The sequence below is a fragment of the Streptomyces sp. NBC_01426 genome, assembly GCF_036231985.1.
GTDB lineage: Bacteria > Actinomycetota > Actinomycetes > Streptomycetales > Streptomycetaceae > Streptomyces.
In genome coordinates, this window is record NZ_CP109500.1 from 4,377,532 (window position 1) to 4,401,842 (window position 24,311).

The 24,311-nt window shown below is 71.7% G+C and carries 23 protein-coding genes; 10 read left to right on the plus strand and 13 right to left on the minus strand.

Annotated features, from left to right (window positions below):
* Positions 1-118: 118 nt before the first annotated feature.
* Positions 119-1,120: a porphobilinogen synthase gene (gene hemB / locus OG906_RS19450; RefSeq protein WP_053682953.1), complete on the plus strand. Its 1,002-nt coding sequence runs from the start codon at positions 119-121 to the stop codon at positions 1,118-1,120.
* A 21-nt stretch (positions 1,121-1,141) separates the two neighbouring features.
* Here hemB and OG906_RS19455 read toward each other — a convergent pair whose 3' ends face one another.
* A complete protein-coding gene (locus OG906_RS19455; RefSeq protein ID WP_329444466.1) occupies positions 1,142-1,705 on the minus strand; it encodes a hypothetical protein in 564 nt (187 codons plus the stop codon).
* 184 nt (positions 1,706-1,889) lie between these two features.
* Here OG906_RS19455 and OG906_RS19460 point away from each other — a divergent pair, with 184 nt between their 5' ends.
* Complete coding sequence (locus OG906_RS19460) at positions 1,890-2,162, plus strand: DUF1876 domain-containing protein (protein WP_053682948.1); 273 nt, start codon at positions 1,890-1,892, stop codon at positions 2,160-2,162.
* Here the strand turns inward: OG906_RS19460 and OG906_RS19465 are convergent.
* The 3 genes from OG906_RS19465 to OG906_RS19475 form a co-directional block, all read right to left on the minus strand.
* On the minus strand, positions 2,152-2,595 hold the full coding sequence (locus OG906_RS19465) for a hypothetical protein (protein ID WP_329444468.1): 444 nt from the start codon (positions 2,593-2,595) through the stop codon (positions 2,152-2,154). The two genes, OG906_RS19460 and OG906_RS19465, sit on opposite strands and share 11 nt — an antisense overlap.
* Before the next feature lie 92 nt (positions 2,596-2,687).
* Positions 2,688-2,936, minus strand: a complete 249-nt coding sequence (locus OG906_RS19470; RefSeq protein ID WP_329444470.1) for a DUF397 domain-containing protein — start codon at positions 2,934-2,936, stop codon at positions 2,688-2,690.
* Complete coding sequence (locus OG906_RS19475) at positions 2,933-3,718, minus strand: helix-turn-helix domain-containing protein (protein WP_329444472.1); 786 nt, start codon at positions 3,716-3,718, stop codon at positions 2,933-2,935. Before OG906_RS19475 ends, OG906_RS19470 begins: the two co-directional genes overlap by 4 nt.
* A 151-nt stretch (positions 3,719-3,869) precedes the next feature.
* Here OG906_RS19475 and OG906_RS19480 point away from each other — a divergent pair, with 151 nt between their 5' ends.
* Complete coding sequence (locus tag OG906_RS19480) at positions 3,870-4,268, plus strand: ATP-binding protein (RefSeq protein ID WP_267802021.1); 399 nt, start codon at positions 3,870-3,872, stop codon at positions 4,266-4,268.
* Between the two features lie 58 nt (positions 4,269-4,326).
* Here the strand turns inward: OG906_RS19480 and OG906_RS19485 are convergent, their stop codons facing one another.
* Both OG906_RS19485 and argS read right to left on the minus strand, forming a co-directional pair.
* The gene (locus tag OG906_RS19485) at positions 4,327-5,841 is read right to left on the minus strand and encodes a hypothetical protein (RefSeq protein WP_329444474.1); all 1,515 of its coding nucleotides are present in this window, start codon (positions 5,839-5,841) and stop codon (positions 4,327-4,329) included.
* 231 nt (positions 5,842-6,072) lie between these two features.
* Positions 6,073-7,845 carry an arginine--tRNA ligase gene (gene argS / locus OG906_RS19490; RefSeq protein ID WP_329444476.1) on the minus strand — a complete coding sequence of 591 codons (1,773 nt, stop codon included), beginning with the start codon at positions 7,843-7,845 and terminating at the stop codon, positions 6,073-6,075.
* 177 nt (positions 7,846-8,022) lie between these two features.
* Between argS and lysS the strand changes: the two genes are divergently transcribed.
* Positions 8,023-9,750 (plus strand): lysine--tRNA ligase, encoded by a 1,728-nt coding sequence (gene lysS, locus OG906_RS19495; RefSeq protein WP_267802018.1) that lies wholly within the window; start codon positions 8,023-8,025, stop codon positions 9,748-9,750.
* Between the two features lie 120 nt (positions 9,751-9,870).
* On the opposite strand, the gene OG906_RS19500 is transcribed toward lysS, so the two are convergent.
* The 3 genes from OG906_RS19500 to OG906_RS19510 form a co-directional block, all read right to left on the minus strand.
* A complete protein-coding gene (locus OG906_RS19500) occupies positions 9,871-11,310 on the minus strand; it encodes a DUF2637 domain-containing protein (protein ID WP_329444479.1) in 1,440 nt (479 codons plus the stop codon).
* Between the two features lie 116 nt (positions 11,311-11,426).
* Positions 11,427-12,254 (minus strand): DUF3558 family protein, encoded by an 828-nt coding sequence (locus OG906_RS19505; RefSeq protein WP_329444480.1) that lies wholly within the window; start codon positions 12,252-12,254, stop codon positions 11,427-11,429.
* Positions 12,255-12,388: 134 nt separating this feature from the next.
* A complete protein-coding gene (locus OG906_RS19510) occupies positions 12,389-13,306 on the minus strand; it encodes a DUF3558 domain-containing protein (RefSeq protein WP_329444482.1) in 918 nt (305 codons plus the stop codon).
* A gap of 193 nt (positions 13,307-13,499) precedes the next feature.
* On the opposite strand from OG906_RS19510, the gene OG906_RS19515 reads away from it, so the two are divergent.
* Both OG906_RS19515 and OG906_RS19520 read left to right on the plus strand, forming a co-directional pair.
* Entirely contained in the window at positions 13,500-14,693 is a 1,194-nt protein-coding gene (locus OG906_RS19515) for an RtcB family protein (protein WP_267802014.1), read from the plus strand.
* A 47-nt stretch (positions 14,694-14,740) separates the two neighbouring features.
* Complete coding sequence (locus OG906_RS19520; protein ID WP_329444484.1) at positions 14,741-15,337, plus strand: GNAT family N-acetyltransferase; 597 nt, start codon at positions 14,741-14,743, stop codon at positions 15,335-15,337.
* Positions 15,338-15,374: 37 nt separating this feature from the next.
* Here the strand turns inward: OG906_RS19520 and OG906_RS19525 are convergent, their stop codons facing one another.
* Positions 15,375-16,136, minus strand: a complete 762-nt coding sequence (locus OG906_RS19525) for an SDR family oxidoreductase (RefSeq protein WP_329444487.1) — start codon at positions 16,134-16,136, stop codon at positions 15,375-15,377.
* 305 nt (positions 16,137-16,441) lie between these two features.
* Between OG906_RS19525 and OG906_RS19530 the strand changes: the two genes are divergently transcribed.
* Positions 16,442-16,888: a hypothetical protein gene (locus OG906_RS19530; protein ID WP_267802011.1), complete on the plus strand. Its 447-nt coding sequence runs from the start codon at positions 16,442-16,444 to the stop codon at positions 16,886-16,888.
* A gap of 116 nt (positions 16,889-17,004) precedes the next feature.
* Here OG906_RS19530 and OG906_RS19535 read toward each other — a convergent pair whose 3' ends face one another.
* From OG906_RS19535 to OG906_RS19545, 3 genes are all read right to left on the minus strand, one after another.
* Complete coding sequence (locus OG906_RS19535) at positions 17,005-18,630, minus strand: FAD-dependent oxidoreductase (protein WP_329444489.1); 1,626 nt, start codon at positions 18,628-18,630, stop codon at positions 17,005-17,007.
* Between the two features lie 291 nt (positions 18,631-18,921).
* Positions 18,922-19,671, minus strand: a complete 750-nt coding sequence (locus tag OG906_RS19540; RefSeq protein WP_329444491.1) for a Mut7-C RNAse domain-containing protein — start codon at positions 19,669-19,671, stop codon at positions 18,922-18,924.
* Between the two features lie 345 nt (positions 19,672-20,016).
* A complete protein-coding gene (locus tag OG906_RS19545; RefSeq protein ID WP_053675327.1) occupies positions 20,017-20,454 on the minus strand; it encodes a hypothetical protein in 438 nt (145 codons plus the stop codon).
* Between the two features lie 295 nt (positions 20,455-20,749).
* Between OG906_RS19545 and hemL the strand changes: the two genes are divergently transcribed.
* The 3 genes from hemL (at position 20,750) to OG906_RS19560 (ending at position 24,303) form a co-directional block, all read left to right on the plus strand.
* Positions 20,750-22,072 carry a glutamate-1-semialdehyde 2,1-aminomutase gene (gene hemL, locus OG906_RS19550; protein ID WP_329444493.1) on the plus strand — a complete coding sequence of 441 codons (1,323 nt, stop codon included), beginning with the start codon at positions 20,750-20,752 and terminating at the stop codon, positions 22,070-22,072.
* 83 nt (positions 22,073-22,155) lie between these two features.
* Positions 22,156-22,803 (plus strand): histidine phosphatase family protein, encoded by a 648-nt coding sequence (locus OG906_RS19555; protein WP_329448061.1) that lies wholly within the window; start codon positions 22,156-22,158, stop codon positions 22,801-22,803.
* A 255-nt stretch (positions 22,804-23,058) separates the two neighbouring features.
* Positions 23,059-24,303 carry a hypothetical protein gene (locus tag OG906_RS19560; protein ID WP_329444495.1) on the plus strand — a complete coding sequence of 415 codons (1,245 nt, stop codon included), beginning with the start codon at positions 23,059-23,061 and terminating at the stop codon, positions 24,301-24,303.
* The last annotated feature ends 8 nt before the right edge of the window (positions 24,304-24,311 follow it).

Consider the following 24,311-nt stretch of genomic DNA (forward strand, 5'->3'; position numbering starts at 1 on the left):
GGCGAGGAGTGACGGGCGCGGCCCGGGTGCGTGTGCGCCCGGGCCGCGCGCCGTTCCTGCGGCGTGCGGCCCTAGGCTGGGGGGCGACTGCTGTCGAAGTGCGAAGAGGCGACTGAAGATGAGCGCGTACGGATCCTTCCCCGGTTCGCGGCCCCGGCGGCTGCGCACGACCCCGGCGATGCGGCGGATGGTCGCGGAGACGCGACTGCACCCCTCGGACCTGATCCTCCCGGCGTTCGTGCGCGAGGGCATCAGCGAGCCGGTCGCGATCGCGGCGATGCCGGGCGTCGTCCAGCACACGCGGGACACGCTGCGGAAGGCGGCCGTCGAAGCGGTCTCGGCGGGGGTCGCGGGGATCATGCTCTTCGGGGTCCCGGCGGACGAGAACAAGGACGCGCGGGGCACGGCGGGCACCGAGCCGGACGGGATCCTCCAGCTCGCGATCCGCGACGTGAAGGCCGAGGTCGGCGACGACCTGGTGATCATGTCGGACCTGTGCCTGGACGAGTACACCGACCACGGGCACTGCGGCGTCCTGGACGAGCACGGGCGCGTGGACAACGACGCGACGCTGGAGCGGTACGCGGAGATGGCGCAGGTCCAGGCGGACGCGGGCGTCCACGTGGTGGGGCCGAGCGGGATGATGGACGGCCAGGTCGGCGTGATCCGTGACGCGCTCGACGAGACGGGCCACGAGGACGTCTCGATCCTGGCGTACACGGCGAAGTACTCGTCGGCGTTCTACGGTCCCTTCCGGGAGGCCGTCGGGTCCTCGCTCCAGGGCGACCGCAAGACCTACCAGCAGGATCCGGCGAACGCCCGCGAGTCGCTGCGGGAGCTCGCGCTGGACCTGGAGGAGGGCGCCGACATGGTCATGGTCAAGCCGGCGGGCCCCTACCTGGACATCCTGTACCGGGTCGCGCAGGCCGTGGACGTGCCCGTCGCGGCGTACCAGATCAGTGGCGAGTACGCGATGGTCGAGGCCGCCGCGGAGAAGGGCTGGATCGAGCGCGACCGGGCGATCCTGGAGACGCTGCTCGGCATCAGGCGGGCGGGCGCGGACACGATCCTGACCTACTGGGCGACCGAGGTCGCGGGCTGGCTGCGCGAGGCGCGCTGAGCCGGCGCGCGGTGCGGCGGGTCAGCGGTTGCAGGCCTGTCGGAAGGCGGCGCCGACTCCCTGGCCCCAGCCCTTCCAGTACGAGTCGCTGTGCTGCTGGGACTTGTTCGCCTGCGGGCGGCTGTCGCAGCTCTTGGCGGCAGCCGGCTTGCCGGCGCCGTAGCCGTCCTTGAAGCCCTGCCGGAAGTCCGCCTGGGCGTTCTTGGGGGCGTTCGGCTTGGACGTGGGCGAGTCGGGGCTGGGCTTCGCGAGGACCTTGCAGTTGACGAAGATGAAGTTCTGGTCCTCGTTGACCGCGAGGACCGTGTAGTTGACGTTCTTCTGGAAGCGGGTCTCCCGGAAGTTGCCGCTGGCGTCGACGTTCAGCGGCTGCGTGCTCTCGCCGTCGTTGAGCTTGCGGGGGGCCGTGAAGCCCTCGCCGGTGATGACGACGGAGCCGGTCGGCCCGGGCGTCACGGTGCAGCTCGCGGCGGGGACCGCCGCGCCGGCGGTGGGCGCGAGGAACGCGGCGCCGCCGAGGGCGAACGAGGACGCGACGAGCGTGGTGACGGCGACGCGTCGTACGCGCCGAGTGGTGCGGAACATGGGCTGCTCCTGTCGAGGAGAGTCGAGGAGATCGGGGTGGGGGAGTGGCGGCTCTGCGAGCCGCCTGCCCCCGGGTCCCTCTTCCATCGTGCGTCGCCCGCCGCGAGCCGGCGACCGGCGGAGGTCGCGGCCCGGCGCCGGCGGGCGCACCCTGGAAGCAGGGTGATCCTGGAGGTGGTGCAGCATGTCCACGCTCGTCGGATGGCACGTGGAGCTGGAGTTCTCCGAAGAGGGGCACCGCACGGGTGCGGCGGCCATGGTGAGGCTCGCGGACGGCTCCGAGATGAGGGCGCACGGCTATGCCATGCGCCACCCGTCGGACCCGGATCAGCTGCGGGTCGGCGAGGAGATCGCCGGCGCGAGGGCGCTGATGGACCTCGCGGGTCAGATGTTGCAGAAGGCGCACACGGAGATCGACGAGGCCACGGGCCGGCACTCGTACCCGCTCAACCGTTGACTCCGCTCAACCGCTGATCGCGGCCCCGTCCCGGCGTGCGCGCCGGGACGGGCTGCCGCGCAGTGCGTACTGCCAGGTCAGGCAGCCCAGCAGGGCTGTTGCCGCGTACCAGTGGAGGGCCGCCCCAGTCGCTCCGGGCGTGTGGGAGCAGGACGAGGGCGCGCGCCACGTACACGGACAGGGCCCTCGCGCCGTCGGCGGCGACCGGCCGCAGCGCCTTCGCCGCGAGCGGGCTCCGGGCGAGCGCCACCATCAGGCCGAACGCGTTGCCCAGCACGTACGAGAGCACCGGGCCCACCACGACGCTCGCGCCGGCCACCACCGTCAGGGTGCGGGTGCGGAGCCGGGGGGTCGGGCCGACGTGGACCGCGAACATGCCGAGGACGGCGATGCCGCGGGCCGCGTCGAGCCCGGTGAGTCGATGCGCTCCCATGTGGAGCGGGAGGGGAAAGAGGCCTCCGAGGTTGCGTAGAAGGCCCTACTGCGTGGGCTTTTCCTCGGCTTCGTCGACCTCGCCGAGGCGTTCTAGTCGCGGACCCAGTCGGTCAGACGGGTCCAGCTGTGCGGGGCGAGGGTCAGGGTGGGTCCGTGCGGCACCTTGGAGTCCCGCACGTGCACCTGGCCGGCGGCGCAGGGGCAGGTGGCCACCTCGACGCACTGGCCACCCTCGTCACCGCTGTGGCTGGACTTGCGCCAGGCGACGGCGACTTCGAGGCAGGCGCCGCCCTCGCTGCCGCTGTAGCTGGACTTGAACCACGCGAGTTCGGTGCTCATCGCTCTCCTAGCAGCCGGTCCAACAGGCCCCTCGTCTCATCGAAGTTGAGGGCCTGGGATCGCAGCATCGCATACTTCTGGGTGAGGATGCTGACCTCGTTCGGGTCGCGCACGAGGACGCTGCCGCGCTGGGTTTCGGAGTACGCGAGGTGCTGGTGTTCGGGGGTCTCCAGCAGGATGAACGGGCCGTCCAGACCGGCGTGGGCGGTGATGCCCAGGGGTAGCACCTGGAGGGCGATGCCCGGCCGATCGGCGCAGGCGCGCAGGTGCCGGACCTGCTCGCGGTGGACCGCGTCACCGCCGATCCGGTCGCGCAGGGCGGCCTCCCAGATCACGAAGCTGAGCGTGGGCGGGGCCGGGCGGCGCAGTATCGCCTGCCGTTTGATGCGACGGGCCGTCTGGAGCTCGATCCAGTCCTCGCCGTGGTACGGCACGCGGCAGCCGAGGACGGACCGCGCGTACTCCTCGGTCTGGAGCAGCCCCGGCACGGTCAACGTGTCGTACCAGGACAGGGCGAGCGCCTCCAGCTCGCGTTCCATGTACTCCTCGGCCCACGGCGGGATGCTGTCGACCTCGGGCATCTTGTTCGCGGCGACCGTCAGCATCCCGGGCAGGCCCAGGATCCGGTCCATCCGCTCCGCGACATCGGGCATCAGGACACGGCGGCCCTGCTCGATGGAGGCCAGCGTCTCGATGTCCAGGGGCACTTCCAGAGCCAGTGCGCGTTGGGTCAGTCCTTTGGCGAGTCGGGCGGCGGCGACCATCTCGCCGACCATCTTCATCGCGGTCGAATTGGGCCGAGGCCTCTTCCTTGGTGGCATGCAACCGAACTCCCCACCTGCGCCCGAGTGATAGCCGTACCAACCCGTACTCAGTGAGGAGTACGGGTCGGTCGTCTCACTCACGCTAGTCACGCACCGCGACCATCACCCCGTGAACGTGAATATTCAACCCGCCCTGGTGCGGGAGCGGTTCTATCCGCGCAGCCGCCAAACCGTGCGTACGGCAAGGGAGTTCCTGGGCGAGACACTCGATGCGTGGGAGGTCACCGGCCGTCGGGACGACCTGTTGCTCTGCGTGAGTGAGCTGGCCACCAATGCCCTGCTGCACGGCGTCCCGCCCGGCCGGGGCTACCGGCTGCGGTTGCTGCGCTTCGAGGGCGCGGTCCGGATCGAAGTGCACGACAGCGGGGGCGGGCGCCCCCGGATCGAGGACCGGGACGTGCGCGTGGAGGGGGGCCGGGGGCTGCTGCTGGTCGCGGCGCTCGCGGACCGGTGGGGGGTCGTGCCCTGCGTGCCCGGGAAGGTGGTGTGGTGCGAGTACGACACATGAGGAACCCCCGCGGCCCGGGCGGGCGGCGGGGGTTCCCCGTACGGCCTGTGCGCGCGGGTCAGGCGGTGGGGCGGCGACGGCGGCCGGTGCCGGCCACCAGGGCGGCGCCCATCGCCAGGGCCACGCCGCCGGCGCCGAGGGCCCAACTGGTGGCGGGGGAGCTGCCGGTGGCGGCGAGTTCGCCGCCGGCTCCGCCGTTGCCGCCGGGGTTCTGGTCGATCGGCTTGGAGTCGCCGTCGGGGGTGTGCTGGTTGCCCGTACCGGTCCCCGTACCCGATCCGGTGCCCGTGGCCGCCTTCTTGATCTTCGTCAGGATGCCGTCGGAGTGGGACTCGGCGTACTCCCCGGTGTCCTCGTTCACCGTGGCCCAGCCGGCGACGCCGAGCGTCAGGTCGCCGACCGGGGCGTCGGCGGCGAAGCGGACGCGTACCTGTACGTCGAAGCTCTGGCCCGCTTCGACCGCACCGCCGGCGAGGTCGAAGCCGAAGAAGACGCCGTCCTCGTCGTGGAAGTCCGCCTTGTGCCAGCCCTTCTTGCCCTGGGCGTCCTTGCTGTAGACCTCCAGGGAGATCTGGGAGGCCTTCATCGAGACCCAGTCGGGGCGCGCCATGATGAGGGCCAGGTCGAACTGTCCGAGGCGCTGCTTGCCGGTGTTGTCGACGTGGATCGAGAGGTTCTGCCAGTCGCCGCCGGCCGTGAAGCCGCCCTTCGGCACGCCGTACACGGTGAGCGCGGGGCCCTCGACGGGCATCGGGATCTCTTCGCCGTCCTCCGCACCGGTGATCTTGGCGGTGTACCAGGAGGCGGGGGAGTGGGCGACGCCGGCGGCGGTCGTGCTGGAGCCGTCCGTGTAGATCTCGAAGGGCAGGACGGCGATGTCCGCGGCGAAGGCGACGCGCACGTCGACGGAGTACTTCGCGTTGGCGGCGATCGAGGGGGTCTGGCCCAGGTCGTACTGGATGCCGGGGCCCATCTCCTCGCTCTGGATCGGCGCGGCGGACTTCCAGGCCGCGCCGCTCTGGCCGGCGGCGCGGTACTCGACCTTGATCTGGGAGGCCTTGAAGCGGCCCTCCAGCTCCATGACCGACAGGTGCGGGACGTAGTTCTTGACGGCGATGTGGCCGCTGTTGTCGACCTTGACGGTCAGGTCGGTCCAGCCGCCCCCGGGCTGGAAGCCGTCCTTCGGGATGCCCTGGACGGTGACCTCGGGGCCCATCAGCATCGAGTCGGGGAGCTCGTCCCCCAGGGGGATCTCGGTCTCGCCCGACTTCTCGGCCTGCGGGGCCTGCGGGGCCTGCGGGGCCTGGGGGGCCTGGGGGGTCTCGGAGGTCTTCGGGGCCGGCTTGGCGGCGGGGGAGCCCGTCGGGGCGCTCGGGGTGACCGGGGCCGGCTTGGCCTGATCCTGCTGCTGCGCGGCCGGGGCGTCGTCGGTCGCCGGGGCGGCGTCCTCCTTCGGCGCGGTGTCCGGAACGATCACTGCCGGCTGGTCGGCGGCCATGGCCGGAGTGGCGGCGAGGACGGTCGGACCCGCGACGGCGGCGGCCGCGACCAGGGCCATGCGCTTGAGCTTCACTTCGATTTCCCCCCATGCCGGTCACGGACGTTCCGGCCCCGACCCCTTAACTGAACATGCTCAGATTAGGGGGCGGGGCGGTCCCCGGGGAGGGCTCCCAGATCACGATTGATCGACATTCAACTATCTCAATGTGGCCGAAAAAAGACCCCGCCCCCGGAATCGGACTACCGGGGGCGGGGTCGTGCGCGTACGGGTCGAGCGGGTACGCGTCGTGCGCGTAGGGGGGTGTCAGAGCTTCTCGGGGGTCCGGATCCCGAGGAGGGACATGCCCTTGGAGAGGGTGCGGGCGGTCAGGTCCGACAGGAAGAGGCGGTTCTCGCCCACGACGAGCTCGGGCTCCGGCTTCACGACCGGGCACTCGGTGTAGAAGGTCGTGAACAGCGAGGACAGCTGGTAGAGGTACGCGGCCACCTTGTGCGGCGCGTACTCCCCGGCGGCCTCCGCGACCAGCTCGCCGAAGTGGTCCAGGTGCAGGCCCAGCGCGCGCTCGGCCGGGGCCAGCTCCAGCTCCGGGTGCGCGACCGGGGAACGGTCGCCCGCCTTGCGCAGGATGGACTTGATCCGGGCGTACGCGTACTGGAGGTACACGGACGTGTCGCCGGTCAGCGACACCATCTGGTCCAGGTCGAACTTGTAGTCGCGCGCGGCGGAGGTGGAGAGGTCCGCGTACTTGACCGCGCCGATGCCGACCTGGAGGCCGTTCTCGACGATCTCCTCCTCGGTGAGGAGGTTGCGGTCCGCGTCCTTCTCCCGGACGACGGTGGTCGCCCGCTCGACGGCCTCGTCCAGCAGGTCCACCAGGCGCACCGTCTCGCCCTCACGGGTCTTGAACGGCTTGCCGTCCTTGCCGAGGACGGTGCCGAAGGCCAGCTGCACGGCCTTGGTGTCCTCGTTCAGCCAGCCGGCGCGGCGGGCCGTCTCGAAGACCATCTTGAAGTGCAGGGACTGACGGGCGTCGACCACGTAGAGGAGCGTGGACGCCTTCAGTCCGCCCACCCGGTCGCGGATCGCGGAGAGGTCGGTGGCGGCGTAGCCGAAGCCGCCGTCCGACTTCTGGACGATCAGCGGGGTCGGGTTGCCGTCCGGGCCCTTGACGTCGTCGAAGAAGACGCAGAGCGCACCGTTGGAGCGGACGGCGACGCCCGACTCCTCCAGCAGCTTGCAGGTCTCCACGAGCATGTCGTTGTAGCCGGACTCGCCGACCACGTCGGGGTCCTGGATGTCCATGTCCAGCTTGTTGAAGACGGAGTAGAAGTAGATCTTCGACTCGTCCACGAACCGCTGCCACAGCGCGAGGGTCTCCGGCTCGCCGGCCTGGAGGTCGACGACCCGGGCGCGGGCGCGCGTCTTGAACTCCTCGTCGGAGTCGAAGAGGGCGCGCGAGGCCTTGTAGAGCCGGTTCAGGTTGGACATGGCCTCCTCGCCGGAGACCTCCGCGTCCGACTTGTGGTCCAGCTCGTGCGGGTGCTCCATCAGGAATTGGATGAGCATGCCGAACTGGGTGCCCCAGTCGCCGATGTGGTGCCGGCGGACGACCTTCTCGCCCGTGAACTCCAGGATCTCGACCATCGCGGCGCCGATCACGGCGGACCGCAGGTGACCGACGTGCATCTCCTTGGCGACGTTCGGCTGGGCGTAGTCGATCACCGTGGTGCCCGGGTTCTCGGCGAGCGGGACACCGAGGCGGTCGTCGCCGGCCCGCGCCGCGAGGGTCTCGATGATCGCCCTGTCGGTGATCGTGATGTTGAGGAAGCCGGGGCCCGAGACCTCGATCTCCTTGATCAGGTCACCGGTGGGGATGCCCTCGACCACGGTCGTCGCCAGCTCGCGCGGGTTGGCCTTGGCCTTCTTCGCGAGCGCCAGGATGCCGTTGGCCTGGAAGTCGGCCCGGTCGCTTCGTCGCAGCAGCGGGTCGGCGCCACCGGCCTCCGGCAGGGCCGAGGCGAGGGCGTCCGCGACGCGCTGATTGACGGAAGAAGCGAGGGAAGGGACCGAGGCCATGAGCTGCCGTTCCTGTGAGGTTGTGCCGGTGGGTGCACTTGGTTGTTCCGACAAGTGCCGAGTATCCCACGCGCGGCCCTTCGCTTTCGCGGGATATCGGGCGCGGGGAGCAACCTCGGAGCGACCCGTTCCGTCTGGGAGAATGGCGAAGCCAGCATTCGAGTAGAAGGACGTGTCGTGGCTCAGAGCAGCACCGAGACCGACTGGGTCTCCCGTTTCGCGGACGAGGTCATCGCCGAGGCGGAGCGCCGAGCACCCGGCAAACCTGTCGTCGTCGCGTCCGGACTCTCCCCTTCCGGCCCGATCCACCTGGGCAACCTCCGCGAGGTCATGACCCCGCACCTGGTCGCGGACGAGATCCGCCGCCGGGGCATCGAGGTCCGCCACCTGATCTCGTGGGACGACTACGACCGCTACCGGAAGGTGCCGGCCGGCGTCCCCGGCGTCGACGAGACGTGGGCCGCGCACATCGGCAAGCCGCTGACCGCCGTCCCCGCCCCGGCCGGGTCCGCGTACGGCAGCTGGGCCGAGCACTTCAAGGCCGCGATGGTCGAGGCGCTCGCCGAGATGGGCGTCGAGTACGACCCGATCAGCCAGACCGAGCAGTACACCAACGGCGTGTACCGCGAGCAGGTCCTGCACGCGATGAAGCACCGCGGCGACATCGACGCCGTGCTCGACCAGTACCGCACCAAGCAGAAGCCGGGCGGCAAGAAGCCCCAGCAGAAGCAGGTCGACGAGGCCGAGCTGGAGGCCGCCGAGGGCTCCGGCGCGGCCGCCGAGGACGACGGCAGCAGCGCCGAGGGCGGGTACTTCCCGTACAAGCCCTACTGCGCGCAGTGCGGCAAGGACTTCACCACGGTCACGTCCTACAACGACGAGACCACGGAGCTGACCTACGTCTGCACCGAGGACGAGTTCACCGAGACGGTCAAGCTCAGCGAGTTCAACCGCGGCAAGCTGGTGTGGAAGGTCGACTGGCCGATGCGCTGGGCCTACGAGGGCGTGATCTTCGAGCCCTCGGGCGTCGACCACTCCTCGCCCGGCTCGTCCTTCCAGGTCGGCGGGCAGATCGTGCACATCTTCGGCGGCGAGCAGCCGATCGGACCGATGTACGCGTTCGTCGGCATCAGCGGCATGGCCAAGATGTCCTCCTCGAAGGGTGGCGTCCCGACGCCCTCCGACGCGCTGAAGATCATGGAGCCGCAGCTGCTGCGCTGGCTGTACGCGCGCCGCAAGCCGAACCAGTCCTTCAAGATCGCCTTCGACCAGGAGATCCAGCGGCTCTACGACGAGTGGGACAAGCTGGAGTCCAAGGTCGCCGACGGCTCCGTGCTGCCGGCCGACGCGGCCGCGCACACCCGCGCCGTCCGCACCGCGGAGGGTGAACTGCCCCGCACCCCGCGGCCGATGGCGTACCGGACGCTCGCGTCCGTCGTCGACATCACCGCCGGGCACGACGAGCAGACCCTGCGCATCCTGTCCGACCTGGACCCGACGTCGCCGCTGACCTCGCTCGACGAGGTACGGCCGCGCCTGGACCGAGCCGAGAACTGGATCACCACCCAGGTTCCGGCCGACCAGCGCACGCTGGTCCGCGAGGAGCCCGACACCGAGCTGCTGTCCTCGCTGGACGAGGAGGGTCGCGAGTCCCTGCGGCTGCTCGTCGACGGGCTCGACTCGCACTGGTCGCTCGACGGGCTCACCACCCTGGTCTACGGCGTGCCGAAGGTCATGGCCGGCCTGGAGCCCGACGCCAAGCCGACGCCGGAGCTCAAGGTCGCGCAGCGGACGTTCTTCGCCCTGCTCTACCGGCTGCTCGTGACCCGGGAGACCGGGCCGCGCCTGCCCACGCTGCTGCTGGCGGTCGGGGCGGACCGGGTGCGCAAGCTGCTGGCCGTCTGAGGCGGCCGGGCCCGCCGAGGCACCGCGTACGACGCGCGAGGGCCCGCACCCCGAGGGGTGCGGGCCCTCGCGCGTGCGGTGCGGGCGTCGTGCGTGGTGTCGGTGCCGTACGGCTCCGGGTTACGCGATGTGCTCGTTCTCCAGGTCGCGCTGGTAGCGCTGCTTCAGCTCCGGCATGAGCCGCCGGATCATCGAGGCGCTGCGCGGGTGCACGATGCCGTGCCGGTCCGAGAGGTGTATGTCGACCTGCTCGGGCGTCGGGAACTGGGAGAACTCGTCGAGGTAGGCGCGGAAGACCTCGTAGGCGGCCTCCGCGAACTTCGCCTCGTCGACGTGGGCGTCGTCGGTGTCGTTGTCGGTGTCGGCATCGGCTTGAGAGGCCGCGGCCTCCCGGGAGCGGGGGGCCGGGATCGGCAGCTCCTGCTGCTCGGGCCGCCGCTGCTCCTCGGGACCGGCCGGGGGCATCACCGGGATCGGCTCCAGACCCTCCACGTACTGCGGGTTGTAGCCACCCTCGTACGCGGCCTGCGGGGCCAGCGGCGCGGCGAACCACGCGCTGTTGTGCGCCGCCGGCATGGCCGTCGGCTCCACCGCGAAGGGCGCCGGGCCGTGGAACACCGGTCCGGCCTCGGCGGGCTCGGGCTGTGCGGGATCGAGCCGGCCGGGGCCGGGCTGTGCGGAGCCGGGCTGTGCGGGCTGCGGCTGGGGCCCCTGCACGGGGGCCGCGGCCTGCTCGGGCGCGGGCGCGGGCGCGGTGGGCGCCTGGGGTTGCGCCGTCGCGGCCGTCAGCGCGGGCGTCTCCGCCAGGACCTGCGCGGCCTGGACCTCGGGGAGGGCCGCCGCGCCGGGAGCCGCCGGGGGCAGCAGCACCGGGTCGATGCCCGCCGCCGCCAGTCCCTCCGGGGCGGTCTGCGCCAGCGGCACCCCGATCCGGGCCAGTTTCAGCGGCATCAGCGCCTCGACGGGGGCCTTGCGACGCCAGGCCCGCCCGTACCGGGCCTGGAGCCGCGCCTGGTATATCAACCGGTCCTGCTCCATGCCGACGGCCTGCTCGTAGGAGCGCAGTTCCCACAGCTTCATCCGGCGCCACAGCTTGAAGGTCGGAAGCGGCGACAGCAGCCACCGGGTGATCCGGACGCCCTCCATGTGCCGGTCCGCGGTGATGTCCGCGATCCGACCCACCGCGTGCCGGGCCGCCTCGACGGTGACCACGAACAGGATCGGGATCACGGCGTGCATGCCCACACCGAGCGGATCCGGCCAGGCCGCTGCACCGTTGAACGCGATCGTCGCCGCCGTCAGCAGCCACGCGGTCTGGCGCAGCAACGGGAACGGGATCCGTATCCACGTCAGCAACAGGTCCAGCGCCAACAGCACGCAGATGCCCATGTCGATGCCGATGGGGAACACGAGCGAGAAGCTGCCGAAGCCCTTCTGCAGCGCCAGTGCGCGCACCGCGGCGTACGAGCCCGCGAAACCGATCCCCGCGATGACCACGGCACCGGCGACCACGACACCGATCAATATGCGGTGCGTACGAGTCAGCTGCATCGCGGCCACCCGCGATCCCCTCCCCTTGACGAGCTATGGCAGGCACAGAGTACGGGTGGCGCGCGGATGGCCGGTTGTCAGCCCCGCGTCCGCCCCCGTCCCCGTTCCCACGGTCATCCGCGCGGTCAGCTCTCCTGGGTGGCCTGCGCGGACGGCGACTGCTCGGGAGCCTTGGACGGCTCGCCCGACTTCGACGGCTCCGCGGACGGCTTCGCGGCCGGCGCGTTCTTGCCCGCGGCGTCGACCGAGGCCACGATCTCCCGGGCCGCGACGGTCGCCTCCTGGAGCAGCTTGGCGCGGTCCGGGGCGGCGGCGCCCTCGTACGCGGCACCGTTGTAGTCGAGGGTGACCACGACGTTCTGGGCGCGGACCAGAATGGTGTTGTTGAGGAACTCGACGTCCTTCTTCAGGTTGTAGGCCACCGAAGTGCCCTCGTCGCCGATCCCGCCGGCCGGCTCCACCTTGACGTCCTGCGCGCCCTCGGAGGCCTTCGCGGCCTCCACCTGCTTCTTGTACTGCTCCTCGGCGCGCTTGTTGCCGCTGCCGAGCGAGGCGTGCGAGTCGTAGCGGACCAGGGAGATCGAGAGCCAGCGGTACTGCGAGCCCTTCAGACCGTCCTCGTCCAGGCCGTTCCAGGAGCAGCTGGCGCGGGTGGACAGGTCGTTCGACTTGGTCGCCGTGCCGTTCTTCTCCTTCGCCTCGGGGACGAGCGTCTCGATGGTCTTCGCCTGTATCGCCTTGCACGGGTCGGGCAGCGAGAGGTACGCCACCTTCTCCAGGGTGGCCGAGGCCTTCGGGGTCGGCTTCGAGGACGAGGAGGAGTCGGACTTCTTCTTGGCGCTGTCCGAGCCCGAGTCCTTGCCCGAATCGGAGGAGCAGCCGGCGACGGTGAGGATCATCGGGACTGCTGCGCAGGCGAGGACTCGGGTGAGGCGCGAGGCTGATCGGTGCATGGTTCCTTCAGTCGTTGAGGCTCTGCTTGGGGGCGCATTGCGGGCGCGGGACGCGAGCAACGGTAGCTCGACCCGGCGTCCGCCTGCTGTGCGCGCCGTCACGCGGGACCCGTACGCCCCCGCGGCGGGCCGGGTCAGTCGTTGAAACGCTCGACCAGGGCCTGCGCCAACTGACGCACGCTGTCCTGGGTTTCCCAGCTGGGAGGGACGACGGCGGGAAGGGCGGGCTGGACGCTGTACTCGATGGTCACGATGACGTTCGAGGTACGGAACACGAGACGCACGGTCCGGGCCCGGGCGGCCGTGGCGTCGGGGTTGCCGAGCTTGTCCTCGACGTACGCCTCGCTGCCGAGGCCCTCCAACACGCGGGAGCCCAGCTCGGGGGGCGCGGTGGGCGAGGGGCTGCCGGACGGGCTGCCGGACGGCGTACCGCCGGGGGTACCGGAAGGGCTCGCGCCGGGGGCGCTCGGGGTGCCGCTCGGAGGGATGCTCGGGGCGGGGTTCCCGGTGGCCGGGGGCGCGATGGGGGAATTGGGCGCGGGCGCCGTCGAGGAACCCGGGGTGGGGCTGCCCGTGGGCCCGGGGAAGGGCAGGTGAGCCTCGGTGAGGCGCCGTACGAACACCTGGCGCGCCTTGTCGTCGTCGCTCGTGGTGGCGCGGTCGTACGAGACCACCCGCTCGAACCCGACCGACAGCAGCAGCGTCTCCTCCGGCGTCTGGGAGTTCCAACGGCAGCCGACGCGCCGGTCCCCGTCGTACGAGGCGTCCGCGACCCCGGCGTACAGCTTCTCGCGCTGCTCCTCGGTGAGGCTCTCCGCGGCGGGAATCATGGCCTTGAGCCGCTTCGCGTCGATGGCCTTGCAGGGCGCCGGCAGGCTGCGGTACTTCCCCGGTTGGGCGGGCGCCGCGGAGCTGTCACCGGCCTTCGCGTCGCTGGTGCTCCCGATGCCGCTCCCGTCGGTGCACCCGGTGAGGCCGGTGACGCCGGCCGCGAGTGCGGTGAGCATCGCGATGCCCGACAGGACCGGGCGTCGTACCGCCTTGCGCTGCACGTCCAATGGCTCCCTTCGACCGGCCGGCCGCCCGACGGTCAGGAAAATGCGTTGCCGCGACTTGGGCGCGGATGGAAACAATGTCTATCGCACACGCTGGTGCCGGCGCCGGTCCCAAGTCTGGTTTGGGATGAAGAGCGAGGCTTTTTGCGTATTGATACTTTCCTGTGGTTAACGGGGTTTTGGGGCTGTTATGTCGTATGTAGAGGTGCCCGGGGCGCAGGTCCCGATCCGGATGTGGACGGATCCGGCGTCCGTCGAGGACAGCGCGATGCGTCAACTGCACAACGTCGCCACCCTTCCGTGGATCAAGGGCCTGGCCGTCATGCCCGACGTCCACTACGGCAAGGGCGCCACGGTCGGCTCGGTCATCGCCATGAAGGACGCGGTCTGTCCGGCGGCGGTGGGCGTCGACATCGGCTGCGGCATGTCCGCGGTCAAGACCTCGCTGACGGCGAACGACCTGCCGGGCGACCTGTCGCGGCTGCGGTCGAAGATCGAGCAGGCGATCCCGGTGGGGACGGGCCTGCACCGGGACCCCGTGGACCCGGACCGGCTGTACGGCTTCTCGGTACCGGGCTACGAAAGCCTCTGGCAGCGCTTCGACCACCTCGCCGACGCCGTCAAGTTCCGTCGGGAACGCGCCGCGAAGCAGATCGGAACGCTGGGCGCCGGCAACCACTTCATCGAGTTCTGCCTCGACGAGGCCGGCGCGGTCTGGCTGATGCTGCACTCCGGCTCCCGCAACATCGGCAACGAACTCGCCGCCCACCACATGGGCGTGGCCCGCGACCTCGCGCACAACCAGAACCTGGTCGACCGGGACCTCGCGGTGTTCCTCGCGGCCACCCCGGAGATGGACGCGTACCGCAACGACCTCTTCTGGGCGCAGGAGTACGCGAAGTACAACCGCGCCGCGATGATGAGCCTCTTCAAGGAGGTCGTGCGCAAGGAGTTCCGCAAGGCGAAGGTCTCCTTCGAGCAGGAGATCAGCTGCCACCACAACTACGTGGCGGAGGAGCGGTACGACGGCATGGACCTGCTGGTCACGCGGAAGGGCGCGATCCGCGCCGGCAGCGGCGACTTCGGGATCATCCCCGGATCCATGGGAACGGGCTCGTACATCGTGAAGGGACTCGGCAACGAGAAGTCCTTCAACTCCGCCTCGCACGGCGCGGGCCGCAAGATGAGCCGCACCGCGGCGAAGAAGCGGTTCTCGGCGCGGGACCTGGAAGAGCAGACCCGGGGCGTGGAGTGCCGCAAGGACACCGGGGTCGTGGACGAGATCCCGGGCGCCTACAAGTCGATCGAGCAGGTCATCGACCAGCAGACCGACCTGGTCAAGGTGGTGGCCAAGCTCAAGCAGGTCATCTGCGTGAAGGGCTGAGCGCGATGGTCGGGGCCGGTCGTCCGCGGCACGGGGGGAGCGGGACGGTGGAGATCCGGCGCGCGGGCCCCGGTGACGGGGACGCGCTCGGCGAGATCCACGCCGCGGCCTGGCAGGCGGCCTACGCCCCCTTCTTCGAGCCGGGGTTCGCGGCGCGCGCCGTGGCCGACCGGCGCACGCGGTGGCACCGGCGGGTCGCGCAGGAGGCGGGGGCGGGGTCCGGGGCGGTGTCGGGGGTGGGTGCCGGGTCTGGGTCCGGTGCCGGGTCCGGTGCCGGGTCCGGGGCGGGTGCGGCGGTGACGCTGCTCGCCGTGGTCGACGGCCGCCCCCTGGCCCTGTCCGTGACGCTCCCCTCCGCGAGCCGGCCCGACTGCGGGGAGATCGCCAGCTTCTACGCCCACCCCGACGGCTGGGGCACCGGCGTGGCCGCCGCCCTGATGGACGAGACGCTGCGCGGCCTGCGCACGAAGGGGTACGCCGGGGTGCACCTGTGGACCCTGCGCGACACCCCGCAGTCCCGCCGCTTCTACGTCAAGTGCGGCTTCGCGGAGTGCGGTACCGCGCGCGCCTTCGACTTCGGGGAGGGCAACCTCCTCGAACAGGTCGAGTACGCACGTCCGTTGGCGGCGGGGACGGCGGGCTGAGGCGGGGGTCGGCTGAGCTCTGGGGCCGGGCCGGCGGCTACAGCTCGCGGTGGACCTTCGTGTTCGAGGCCTGGGCGCGGGGGCGGACCACCAGGAGGTCGATGTTGACGTGGCTGGGGCGGGTCACCGCCCACGTGATGGTGTCGGCCACGTCATCGGCGGAGAGGGGCTCCGCGACGCCGGCGTAGACCTTCTCCGCCTTGTCCGCGTCCCCCCGGAAGCGGGTCTTCGCGAACTCCTCGGTCTTGACCATGCCAGGCGCGATCTCGATGACGCGCACGGGCTGCCCGACGATCTCCAGGCGGAGGGTCTCGGCGAGGACGCGGGCGCCGTTCTTGGCGGCGACGTAGCCCGCGCCACCCTCGTAGGTGGAGTGGCCGGCGGTGGACGACAGCACGACGACCGTGCCGTCACCGGAGGCGACGAGGGCGGGCAGCAGCGCCTGGGTGACGTGCAGCGTGCCGATGACGTTGACCTCGTACATCGTGCGCCAGTCGGCGGGGTCGCCGGTGGCCACGGGCTCGGCGCCGAGGGCTCCGCCGGCGTTGTTCACGATCACGTCGCAGCGCTCCAGCGAGGCGGCGAACGCGTCGACGGCGGTGCGGTCGGTGACGTCGAGCGCGTACGCGGTGGCCTGGTGACCGGCCTCGGTCAGCTCGGCGGCGAGGGCCTCGATACGGTCCTTGCGGCGGGCCGTGAGGACGACGTGGTAGCCGGCTGCGGCGAGCTGCCGGGCGGTGGCCGCACCGATTCCGCTACTCGCGCCGGTGACTACGGCGGTTCGGGTGGCCGTGCTCATGGGCGGGGCTCCTCGTTCGATCGTGGGCGCGTCGTGCGTCGTGCGTTCGTTTCTCGGGTCGAGCGTTCTGTGCCGTGCGGCGTGCTTCGTGTGCCGTGCGTCTTGTTTCTCGGGTCGTGCGTGCGTCGTGCGTACGGACGATTCCCCGCCAGCATAGGCGGCCGGGTGGATGCGGCCGGTCGGCCCCGGGAGCGGGCGGGCACGCCCACTTTCGTGTGATGGTCCGACCGGTCGGACCGGGGGCGCACTAGCGTCCGCGCGAGGAGGTGGTGTCGGTGCGCCGTGGTGCCGTACGAAGTGTGGTGATGGCGGGCTTGCTGCTGCTCGCGGGCGCAGGAGGCGCCGGGAACGCCGGGGCGTCGGCGGGTCCCGAGGCGGACGTCGCGTACCACGGGAGGGTCTCCCTGGGTCACGCGCAGCTGCGGGTCTGGTTGGTCCCGGAGAACGAGGGGCCGTCGGCGCTGCCCAACGCCACGGTGCGGATGCGGCTCTCGGCCGACCTCGCGGACCGGCAGGAGCTGGCCGAGGGCTGCGCCCGGGCGGGGCTGCGCGAGGTGTTCTGCGAGACGGGCGCGCTGCCGCAGCACGGCCGGGGCCGGCACATCGGGCTGCTGCTGGCGTTGCGCGAGCCGGTGCCGGAGGTGGTGCTGCGGGTCGACACGTACTGGAACGGCGGCGCGACCGACCGGAACCACATGAACAACGAGCACGTGGTGCTGGCGCTGGACACAGGCGACTCGTACGCCTTCTGAGCGGGGCGCGGCTGCGGGCTCGGCGCTTCGGGGCGCTGTGTAGGGAAGCCGTCACCCGGGGACTTTCGCCCCGGGGGACGGCTTTCGGCTGCGGGCTGCGGGCTGTGGGGCGTGGGCTACGGCATGTGCTTCCCGGCTTCGGGTCCGGGGAGCAGCCAGTGGGTGGTGGCCGCCGCGATCTCGGAGTCCGAGGCGTGCTCGGCGCTCCAGGCCAGGTATCCGTCGGGGCGCACGAGAACGCAGGCCGTACGGTCGTCCGCCCGCCAGTGGTGGTGGGTCAGGGGCGCTCCGGGCGGGGTGGCCCGGCCGGGCGGGGTGACGAGGACGAAGCCGCCGGCGCGCAGGGCCTCGTACAGCCGCAGGCCTCCGGCGAGCGGCAGATCGGGGGCGCGCCGGCCCGCGAGCGCGGGACGGCGCACGCCGGCCGGCGGCGGATAGGCGATGCCGATGCCGGAGATCGTGGCGAGGGCGCGGTCCTGGGCGGGGCCGACCCGGGCGAGGACGCCCGTGGCGAGCCTGCGGGCGGTGCGCAGGACGGGTCCGCCGACCATGACGGTGCGGACGAGGGCCCCGCTGACGCGCAGGACGCGGCGTCCGACGGGGTGGCGCTCGCGGTGGTAGCTGTCGAGGAGGGCCTCGGGGTCGGGGGCCTGCCCGTGGAGGACGGCGGCGAGCTTCCAGGAGAGGTTGGCGGCGTCCTGGAGGCCGGTGTTCATGCCGAGGCCGCCGGCGGGAGAGTGGACGTGGGCGGCGTCGCCGGCGAGGAAGACGCGGCCGACGCGGTACCGGGGAACCTGGCGTTCGTCGCTCTGGAAGCGGGACATCCAGCGGGGATCGTGCATGCCGTGGTCGGTGCCGAGGGCCTGGCGGGTGATGTCGCGCACCTCGTCGAGGCCGACGGGGGCGAGGGCGGCGCCGGGGTCGCCGGGGTCGCCGGGGTCGACCGGGCCGCCGGGCCCGGCGGCGGGGTCGGGGGTGCCGGAGGGTCCTGAGGAGGCTGAGGTGCCGGGGGTGTCGTGGCGCCAGGCGATGGCGCGGTACCAGCCGTCGCCGAAGGGGACGAGGAAGGCGAAGGCGTCGGCGGTGCCGTTGGCGGTGAGGACGTCCTGCGGCGGGTCGGTGAGGCGGACGTCGGCCAGGACCATCGAGCGGACGACGGCCGCCTTGCCGGGAAAGGGGAGGCCGAGGGCCTCGCGGAGGGTGGAGCGGACCCCGTCGGCGCCGACCGCGTGACGGGCGTGGATCACCTGGGTGGGGCGGATCGGTTCGTCCGTCGGTCCGGCCGTGTCCGTCGGGTGGCCGGTGGTGGCGAGGGTGAGGGTGACGGTGTCGCGGTCCTGCTGGAGGCCGGTGATCCGACAGTCGTACCGGATGTGCACACCTGTGGACAGAGCGCGACGCTCCAGAAGTTTCTCTGTCTCATATTGAGGAGTGATGAGCACGAAGGGGTAGCGGGAGCGCAGGCGTTGGAGGGAGAGGGTCATGCCACCGAAGGGGCGTACGCGGTCGATCCGTCGGCCGGTGGAGACGAGTGCGTCGGCGAGGCCGCGCGCGTCGAGGAGTTCGAGGGTGCGCGCGTGGACGGCGAAGGCGCGGGTGAGGTTGGCGGCGGTGCGGGGGCGTTGCTCGACGAGGGTGACGGAGAGTCCGGCGGCGGCGAGGTCACCGGCGAGCAGGAGCCCGGTGGGGCCGGCGCCGACGACGACCACGTCGACGAGGTCCTTGGCGGCAGCGTCAGTCATGCCCCGGCAGTCTGCCGGCCGGGGACCTCCGCAGAGCTGATCCAGGCCGTCGTTTTCGGGTCTTGTCGCCCGTCAGACTCCGGCAGGGCCGGCCCGGGAGGTGTCCGCGATGGAGCGCCTGCGCCCGGAGTGCGTGGCCTGCGGCGTCTGGTGCGGGGCGTCGCGAGGTGGAGAAGCGCGGCTCGTACCGGTTCGTACGCGCGCGCTTCGACACGTGGCGAGCTGCCGTGCGTGCCAGGCGTCGCAGGCCAGGCGGGACTTGCGGTACTTGCGGGACTTGCTGGACAGCCCTCAGGCGTTGGCGCCGTTGCCGAATTCCGCGACCGCTTCGTCGACGATCCGTTCCAGGCGCGCGTGGTGGGCGCCCCGCCAGTAGACGCGCTCGCAGTCGCCGCACTGGGCGAAGACGTCGTAGGAGCGCTGCGTGCCGTGTTCGAGGCGATCGCCGACGCTGTCCTTGTCGGCCGCCCGAAGGGAACCGTTGCAGGCGGTGCAGCGGGTCCAGGGGGTGAGCTTGGGGGCGAATCGGCTGAGGATGTCGCGCAGTTGCTCGTCGGGGTTGTCGCTGTACACGTACGCCCCGGCGAAGATCTCGCGGCGGCGGAGCAGGCCGCGGTCGCGGGAGAGCAGCACGCGTCGCTCGGCGGCGGAGCGGGTGGCGAGGGCCGGGTCGCCGATGTCCTCGTTCTCGTAGGCGCTGTCGACACCGAGGAGGCGCAGTCGGCGGGCGAGGGTGCCGAGGTGCACGTCGAGGAGGAAACGGAGGGGGGTGTCGGGCAGGCCCTGCGCGACCTGTTGGGGGCGGTCGACGGCGAAGACCTCGACGGACTCGCCTTCCCGGGGCACGTGGGAGACGGGCACTTCCTGCCCGTCGACGAGGATCCGGCCGACCTCGGTGAGCGGGACGCCGGCCGATTCGACGACGTGGCCGAGGCTGGATGCGCCGTCGGTGGTCGTCGGCACGCGTGCGGCGCGCCGGCTCGGCGGGGCGAACACGTGCAGTTCAGGGGCGAGGGTGAGCTGAATCCCGGGTCCGTTCACAGGGCCAGCATGCCACCGGCCGGATGGGGGCGCGGCCGAATTACGCGGTGGCGGATGACGTGGTGCGGGGGCCCGCCGGGCTGGGCCTTGTAGTGACCGGCCGGCCCGGTGCCGCGCCGGCCCGGTCCCGCGCCGGCCCGGGGCCCGGGTGGAGGGGAGGGACCCGGGCCGCGCCTCGCCGTGCAGGGGGACCGCGGCCCACGCTCGCCGCGCCTCGCCGCGCAGGGGAGGCACCGCCCACGCTCGCCGGGCCTCGCCGTGGACGGGTGGTCGGGCGGTGGTCGGTCGGTGGTCGGTCGACGCTCTGCCCGTGACCTCGGTCACAGTCGGCCCGCCCGGGGGTGGTCAGGGCCAGACGAGGCAGTACGGCTGGTGGCCCGCTTCGTGGAGGCGGTGGGAGAAGTCCTGCCACTCGTGGAGCAGCTGGTAGACGTTGAACGCGTCCCGCGGGCCGCCGCGGTCCGGGACGGTGGACCAGATGAAGGCGGCCGCGCCGACCGACTCCTCGCCGACGCCGCGCAGCGGGTCGACCACCGTCATGGGCAGCTTGACCACGGCGTAGTCGGGGTGGAGGACGACCAGTTCGAGCGGCGGCACCTTGTGCAGAGGTATGCCCTCGATGCCGGTGAGGACCATCGCCGCGACCGTCTCCGGCTTGATCTTGGTGAACAGGCCGCCCATGCCGAGTTCGTCGCCGCCCAGTTCCTCGGGACGCATGGTCACCGGGACCCGGGCCGCGGTCGCGCCGTCGGGGGCGCCGAAGTACTTGTACGTCACGCCCATGCCGCGCCCCCGGGGGAGGCTGTCGGGTGACCGGATGGGGCCTGGTACGGGATCTGCCGCGTCCGCGGCCCGGCGCCGGTGCTTTCCACGGCGGCGGGCATCACGGGCGCGCTGCGGGTCCAGGCCGTCCGTGCCCTCGCCCGGTCCACCACCGCGTTGCATATCTCCACCCGACTGGTATTGCCTGCCCCGGCCCCGCGGCCCCCGCCACGCAGCCTGATCATCATGGCAGTGACCTCCCCCGGGGCGGCGCGGTGAAACGCCCGTCCGCAAGTCTGTCGCGGCCTCTGAGACCATGGCTGGTGTGAGCTACCCGTATCCGTATGAAGCCCCAGTCTCGCAGAACCTGTTTACGCGCGCGTCCGTTGTGACGCCCGGCGGCGTGAACTCTCCCGTGCGCGCCTTCCGCGCGGTGGGGGGTACGCCCAGGTTCATGGTGTCTGGTACCGGTCCGTATCTGACCGATGCCGACGGCCGCGAGTATGTCGACCTGGTCTGCTCGTGGGGACCGATGATCCTCGGCCATTCCCACCCGGCCGTGATCGAGGCCGTCCAGGCCGCGGTCGCCCGCGGCACGTCCTTCGGTACGCCCGGTGAGGGCGAGGTGGCGCTGGCGGAGGAGATCGTCGCGCGCGTCGAACCCGTCGAGCAGGTCCGCCTGGTGTCCTCGGGCACCGAGGCGACCATGTCGGCGATCCGGCTGGCCCGCGGGTTCACCGGTCGCGCCAAGATCGTGAAGTTCGCCGGCTGCTACCACGGTCACGTCGACGCGCTGCTGGCCGCCGCCGGTTCCGGTCTCGCGACCTTCGCCCTTCCCGACACCCCGGGTGTCACGGGCGCGCAGGCCGGGGACACGATCGTGCTCCCGTACAACGACCTCGACGCGGTGCGGGCGGCCTTCGCCGCGCACCCCGGCGAGATCGCCTGCGTGATCACCGAGGCGGCGCCCGGCAACATGGGCGTGGTGACGCCGGCCGAGGGCTTCAACCAGGGGCTCGCGGACGTGTGCCGGGAGAACGGCGCCCTGTACATCTCGGACGAGGTGATGACCGGTTTCCGCACCTCGCGGGCCGGTTGGTACGGCGTGGACGGGGTCAAGCCCGACCTGATGACCTTCGGCAAGGTCATGGGCGGTGGCTTCCCGGCCGCCGCGTTCGGTGGCCGCGCCGACGTCATGGGCCACCTGGCCCCGGTGGGCCCGGTCTACCAGGCGGGCACCCTCTCCGGGAACCCGATCGCGACGGCCGCCGGTCTCGCGCAGCTGCGACTGCTGGACGACGCGACGTACGAGAAGGTCGACTCGGTCTCCGCCCAGGTTCAGGCGCTGGTCACCGAGGCCCTGACCAAGGAGGGTGTGGCGCACCGGTTGCAGACTGCCTCCAACATGTTCTCGGTGTTCTTCACCGAGAACATGGTGAAGAACTACGACGACGCCAAGAAGCAGGAGTCCTTCCGCTTCAACGGCTTCTTCCACTCGATGCTGGCACAGGGCGTCTACCTGCCGCCGTCGGCGTTCGAGTCCTGGTTCGTGTCCAGCGCCCACGACGAGCGGGCCATCGAGCGGATCGCCGCGGCCCTGCCCGCCGCGGCCCGCGCAGCCGCGGAGGCCACCGCATGAGCGCCGGGGGAACCACCGACACGGCCGCGGGCGCCGAGACCGCCGGGCCCGCCAACCCCGTCGACATCACCGTCGTGCACCTGATGCGCCACGGCGAGGTGCACAACCCGGACGGCGTGCTCTACGGCCGCCGCGCCGGCTACCACCTCTCCGAGCTCGGCCGGCAGATGGCCGACCGGGTCGCGGAGCACCTCCAGGGCCGGGACATCACGCACGTCGTGGCGTCCCCGCTGGAGCGGGCGCAGGAGACGGCCGCGCCCGTCGCGAAGGTGCACGGTCTGGACCTGGCGACCGACGGTCGGCTGATCGAGGCGGGCAACGTCTTCGAGGGCAAGACCTTCGGCGTGGGCGACGGGGCGCTGCGCAAGCCGGAGAACTGGAAGCACCTGACGAACCCGTTCAAGCCGTCCTGGGGCGAGCCGTACGTGGAGCAGGTGGTGCGGATGATGAGCGCCATCGAGGCCGCGCGCGACGCGGCCCGCGGCCACGAGGCGGTGGCGGTCAGCCACCAGCTGCCGATCTGGATCGTGCGCAGCTTCGCGGAGAAGCGTCGGCTGTGGCACGACCCGAGGCGCCGTCAGTGCACGCTGGCGTCGCTGACGTCGTTCACGTACCAGGGCGACACGCTGGTGTCGGTGGGCTACAGCGAGCCGGCCCGGGACCTGGTGCCGGCGCACCTGCTGGCCGGTGCGAAGCCGGTGAAGGGCAAGTCGAAGGCCTTCGGCGCCTGAGCCGTTCGGGACCGATGCTTTCGGGACCGATGCTTTCGGGGCCGATGCTTTCGTCGGCCGGGCCCGGGCTTCCTTCGGGGGGTCCGGGCTCTTTCGTGTCGGCCCGGGGGCGGCCCGGCGGCCGCGCGTCGCGTAGGGCAGCCGCGGGGGCGGGCCATGTCCTCCCCATGGGTTTCTCTATTTTCATACAAGTCGACCACGGCGCGCCGTGTTCAGGCTTCATTCGCGTCTGATTGTCCGTTTGTATGACATTTCATGAGCGATGTGGGCAGGACACGGGACTTCACCCGACGCGGCGCGCTCGGCCTCGGGCTCGGCGCCGTCGCGCTGGGCGCCGGCGGCTGCGGTGGCGGCTCCGGTTCGAGAGACTCCGGGGCGCACCCGGACGCGACCGGCTCCGCGAAACCCGGGCCGCCCGCCGCGAAGCGCATCGGGGACGGCTCCACCGCGGACACCGGCCCCCAGCCCCACCAGCCCCCCGCCCCCGTCCCGCTCCAGCCGGGCGAGACGCCGCCCCAGTTCGTGGTCTTCAGCTGGGACGGTGCGGGCGAGGTCGGCAACGGCCTCTTCCCCCGCTTCCTCAAGGTCGCCAAGGACCACGGCGCGGCCATGACCTTCTTCCTCTCCGGCCTCTACCTCCTGCCGGAGTCCAAGAAGCACCTGTACCGGCCGCCGAACAACCCCGTCGGGGCCTCGGACATCGGCTACCTCAAGGACGAGAACGTCCGCAACACCCTCGGCCACGTGCGCCAGGCGTGGCTCGACGGCCACGAGGTCGGAACGCATTTCAACGGGCACTTCTGCGGCGGCTCCGGTTCCGTCGCCAAGTGGTCGCCGCAGGACTGGCACGACGAGATCGACCAGGCCGTGTCCTTCGTCACGAACTGGCGCACCAACACCGGGTTCACGGACCTCGAACCGCTGCCCTTCGACTACCGCAAGGAACTCGTCGGCGGCCGCACCCCCTGCCTGCTCGGCCAGGACGGCCTGTTGCCCACCGCGCGCGAGCGCGGCTGGCGCTACGACGCGTCCTCGCCCGGCGGCCTCCAGCAGTGGCCGGTGAAGAAGTCGGGCCTGTGGGACCTGCCCCTGCAGTCCCTGCCCTTCCCCGGGCACTCCTTCGAGGTGCTCTCGATGGACTACAACATCCTGGCCAACCAGTCGAAGAACACCACCAAGGGCGTCGCCGCCAACTACCCGGGCTGGCGCACCCAGGCCACCAGCGCCTACCTCGGCGGCTTCCGGCGGGCCTACGAGACCAACCGTGCGCCCCTCTTCATCGGCAACCACTTCGAGGAGTGGAACGGCGGCATCTACATGGACGCCGTCGAGGAGGCCTTGAAGGGCATGGCGGACAAAAAGGACGTAAGGCTCGTATCCTTCCGGCAGTTCATCGACTGGCTGGACGTCCAGGACCCCAGGGTGGTGGACCGGCTGCGGGGCCTCGCCCCCGGTCGGTCACCGGCCGGTGGCTGGCGCACGTATCTCACCGGCGCCTGACCAGCGTC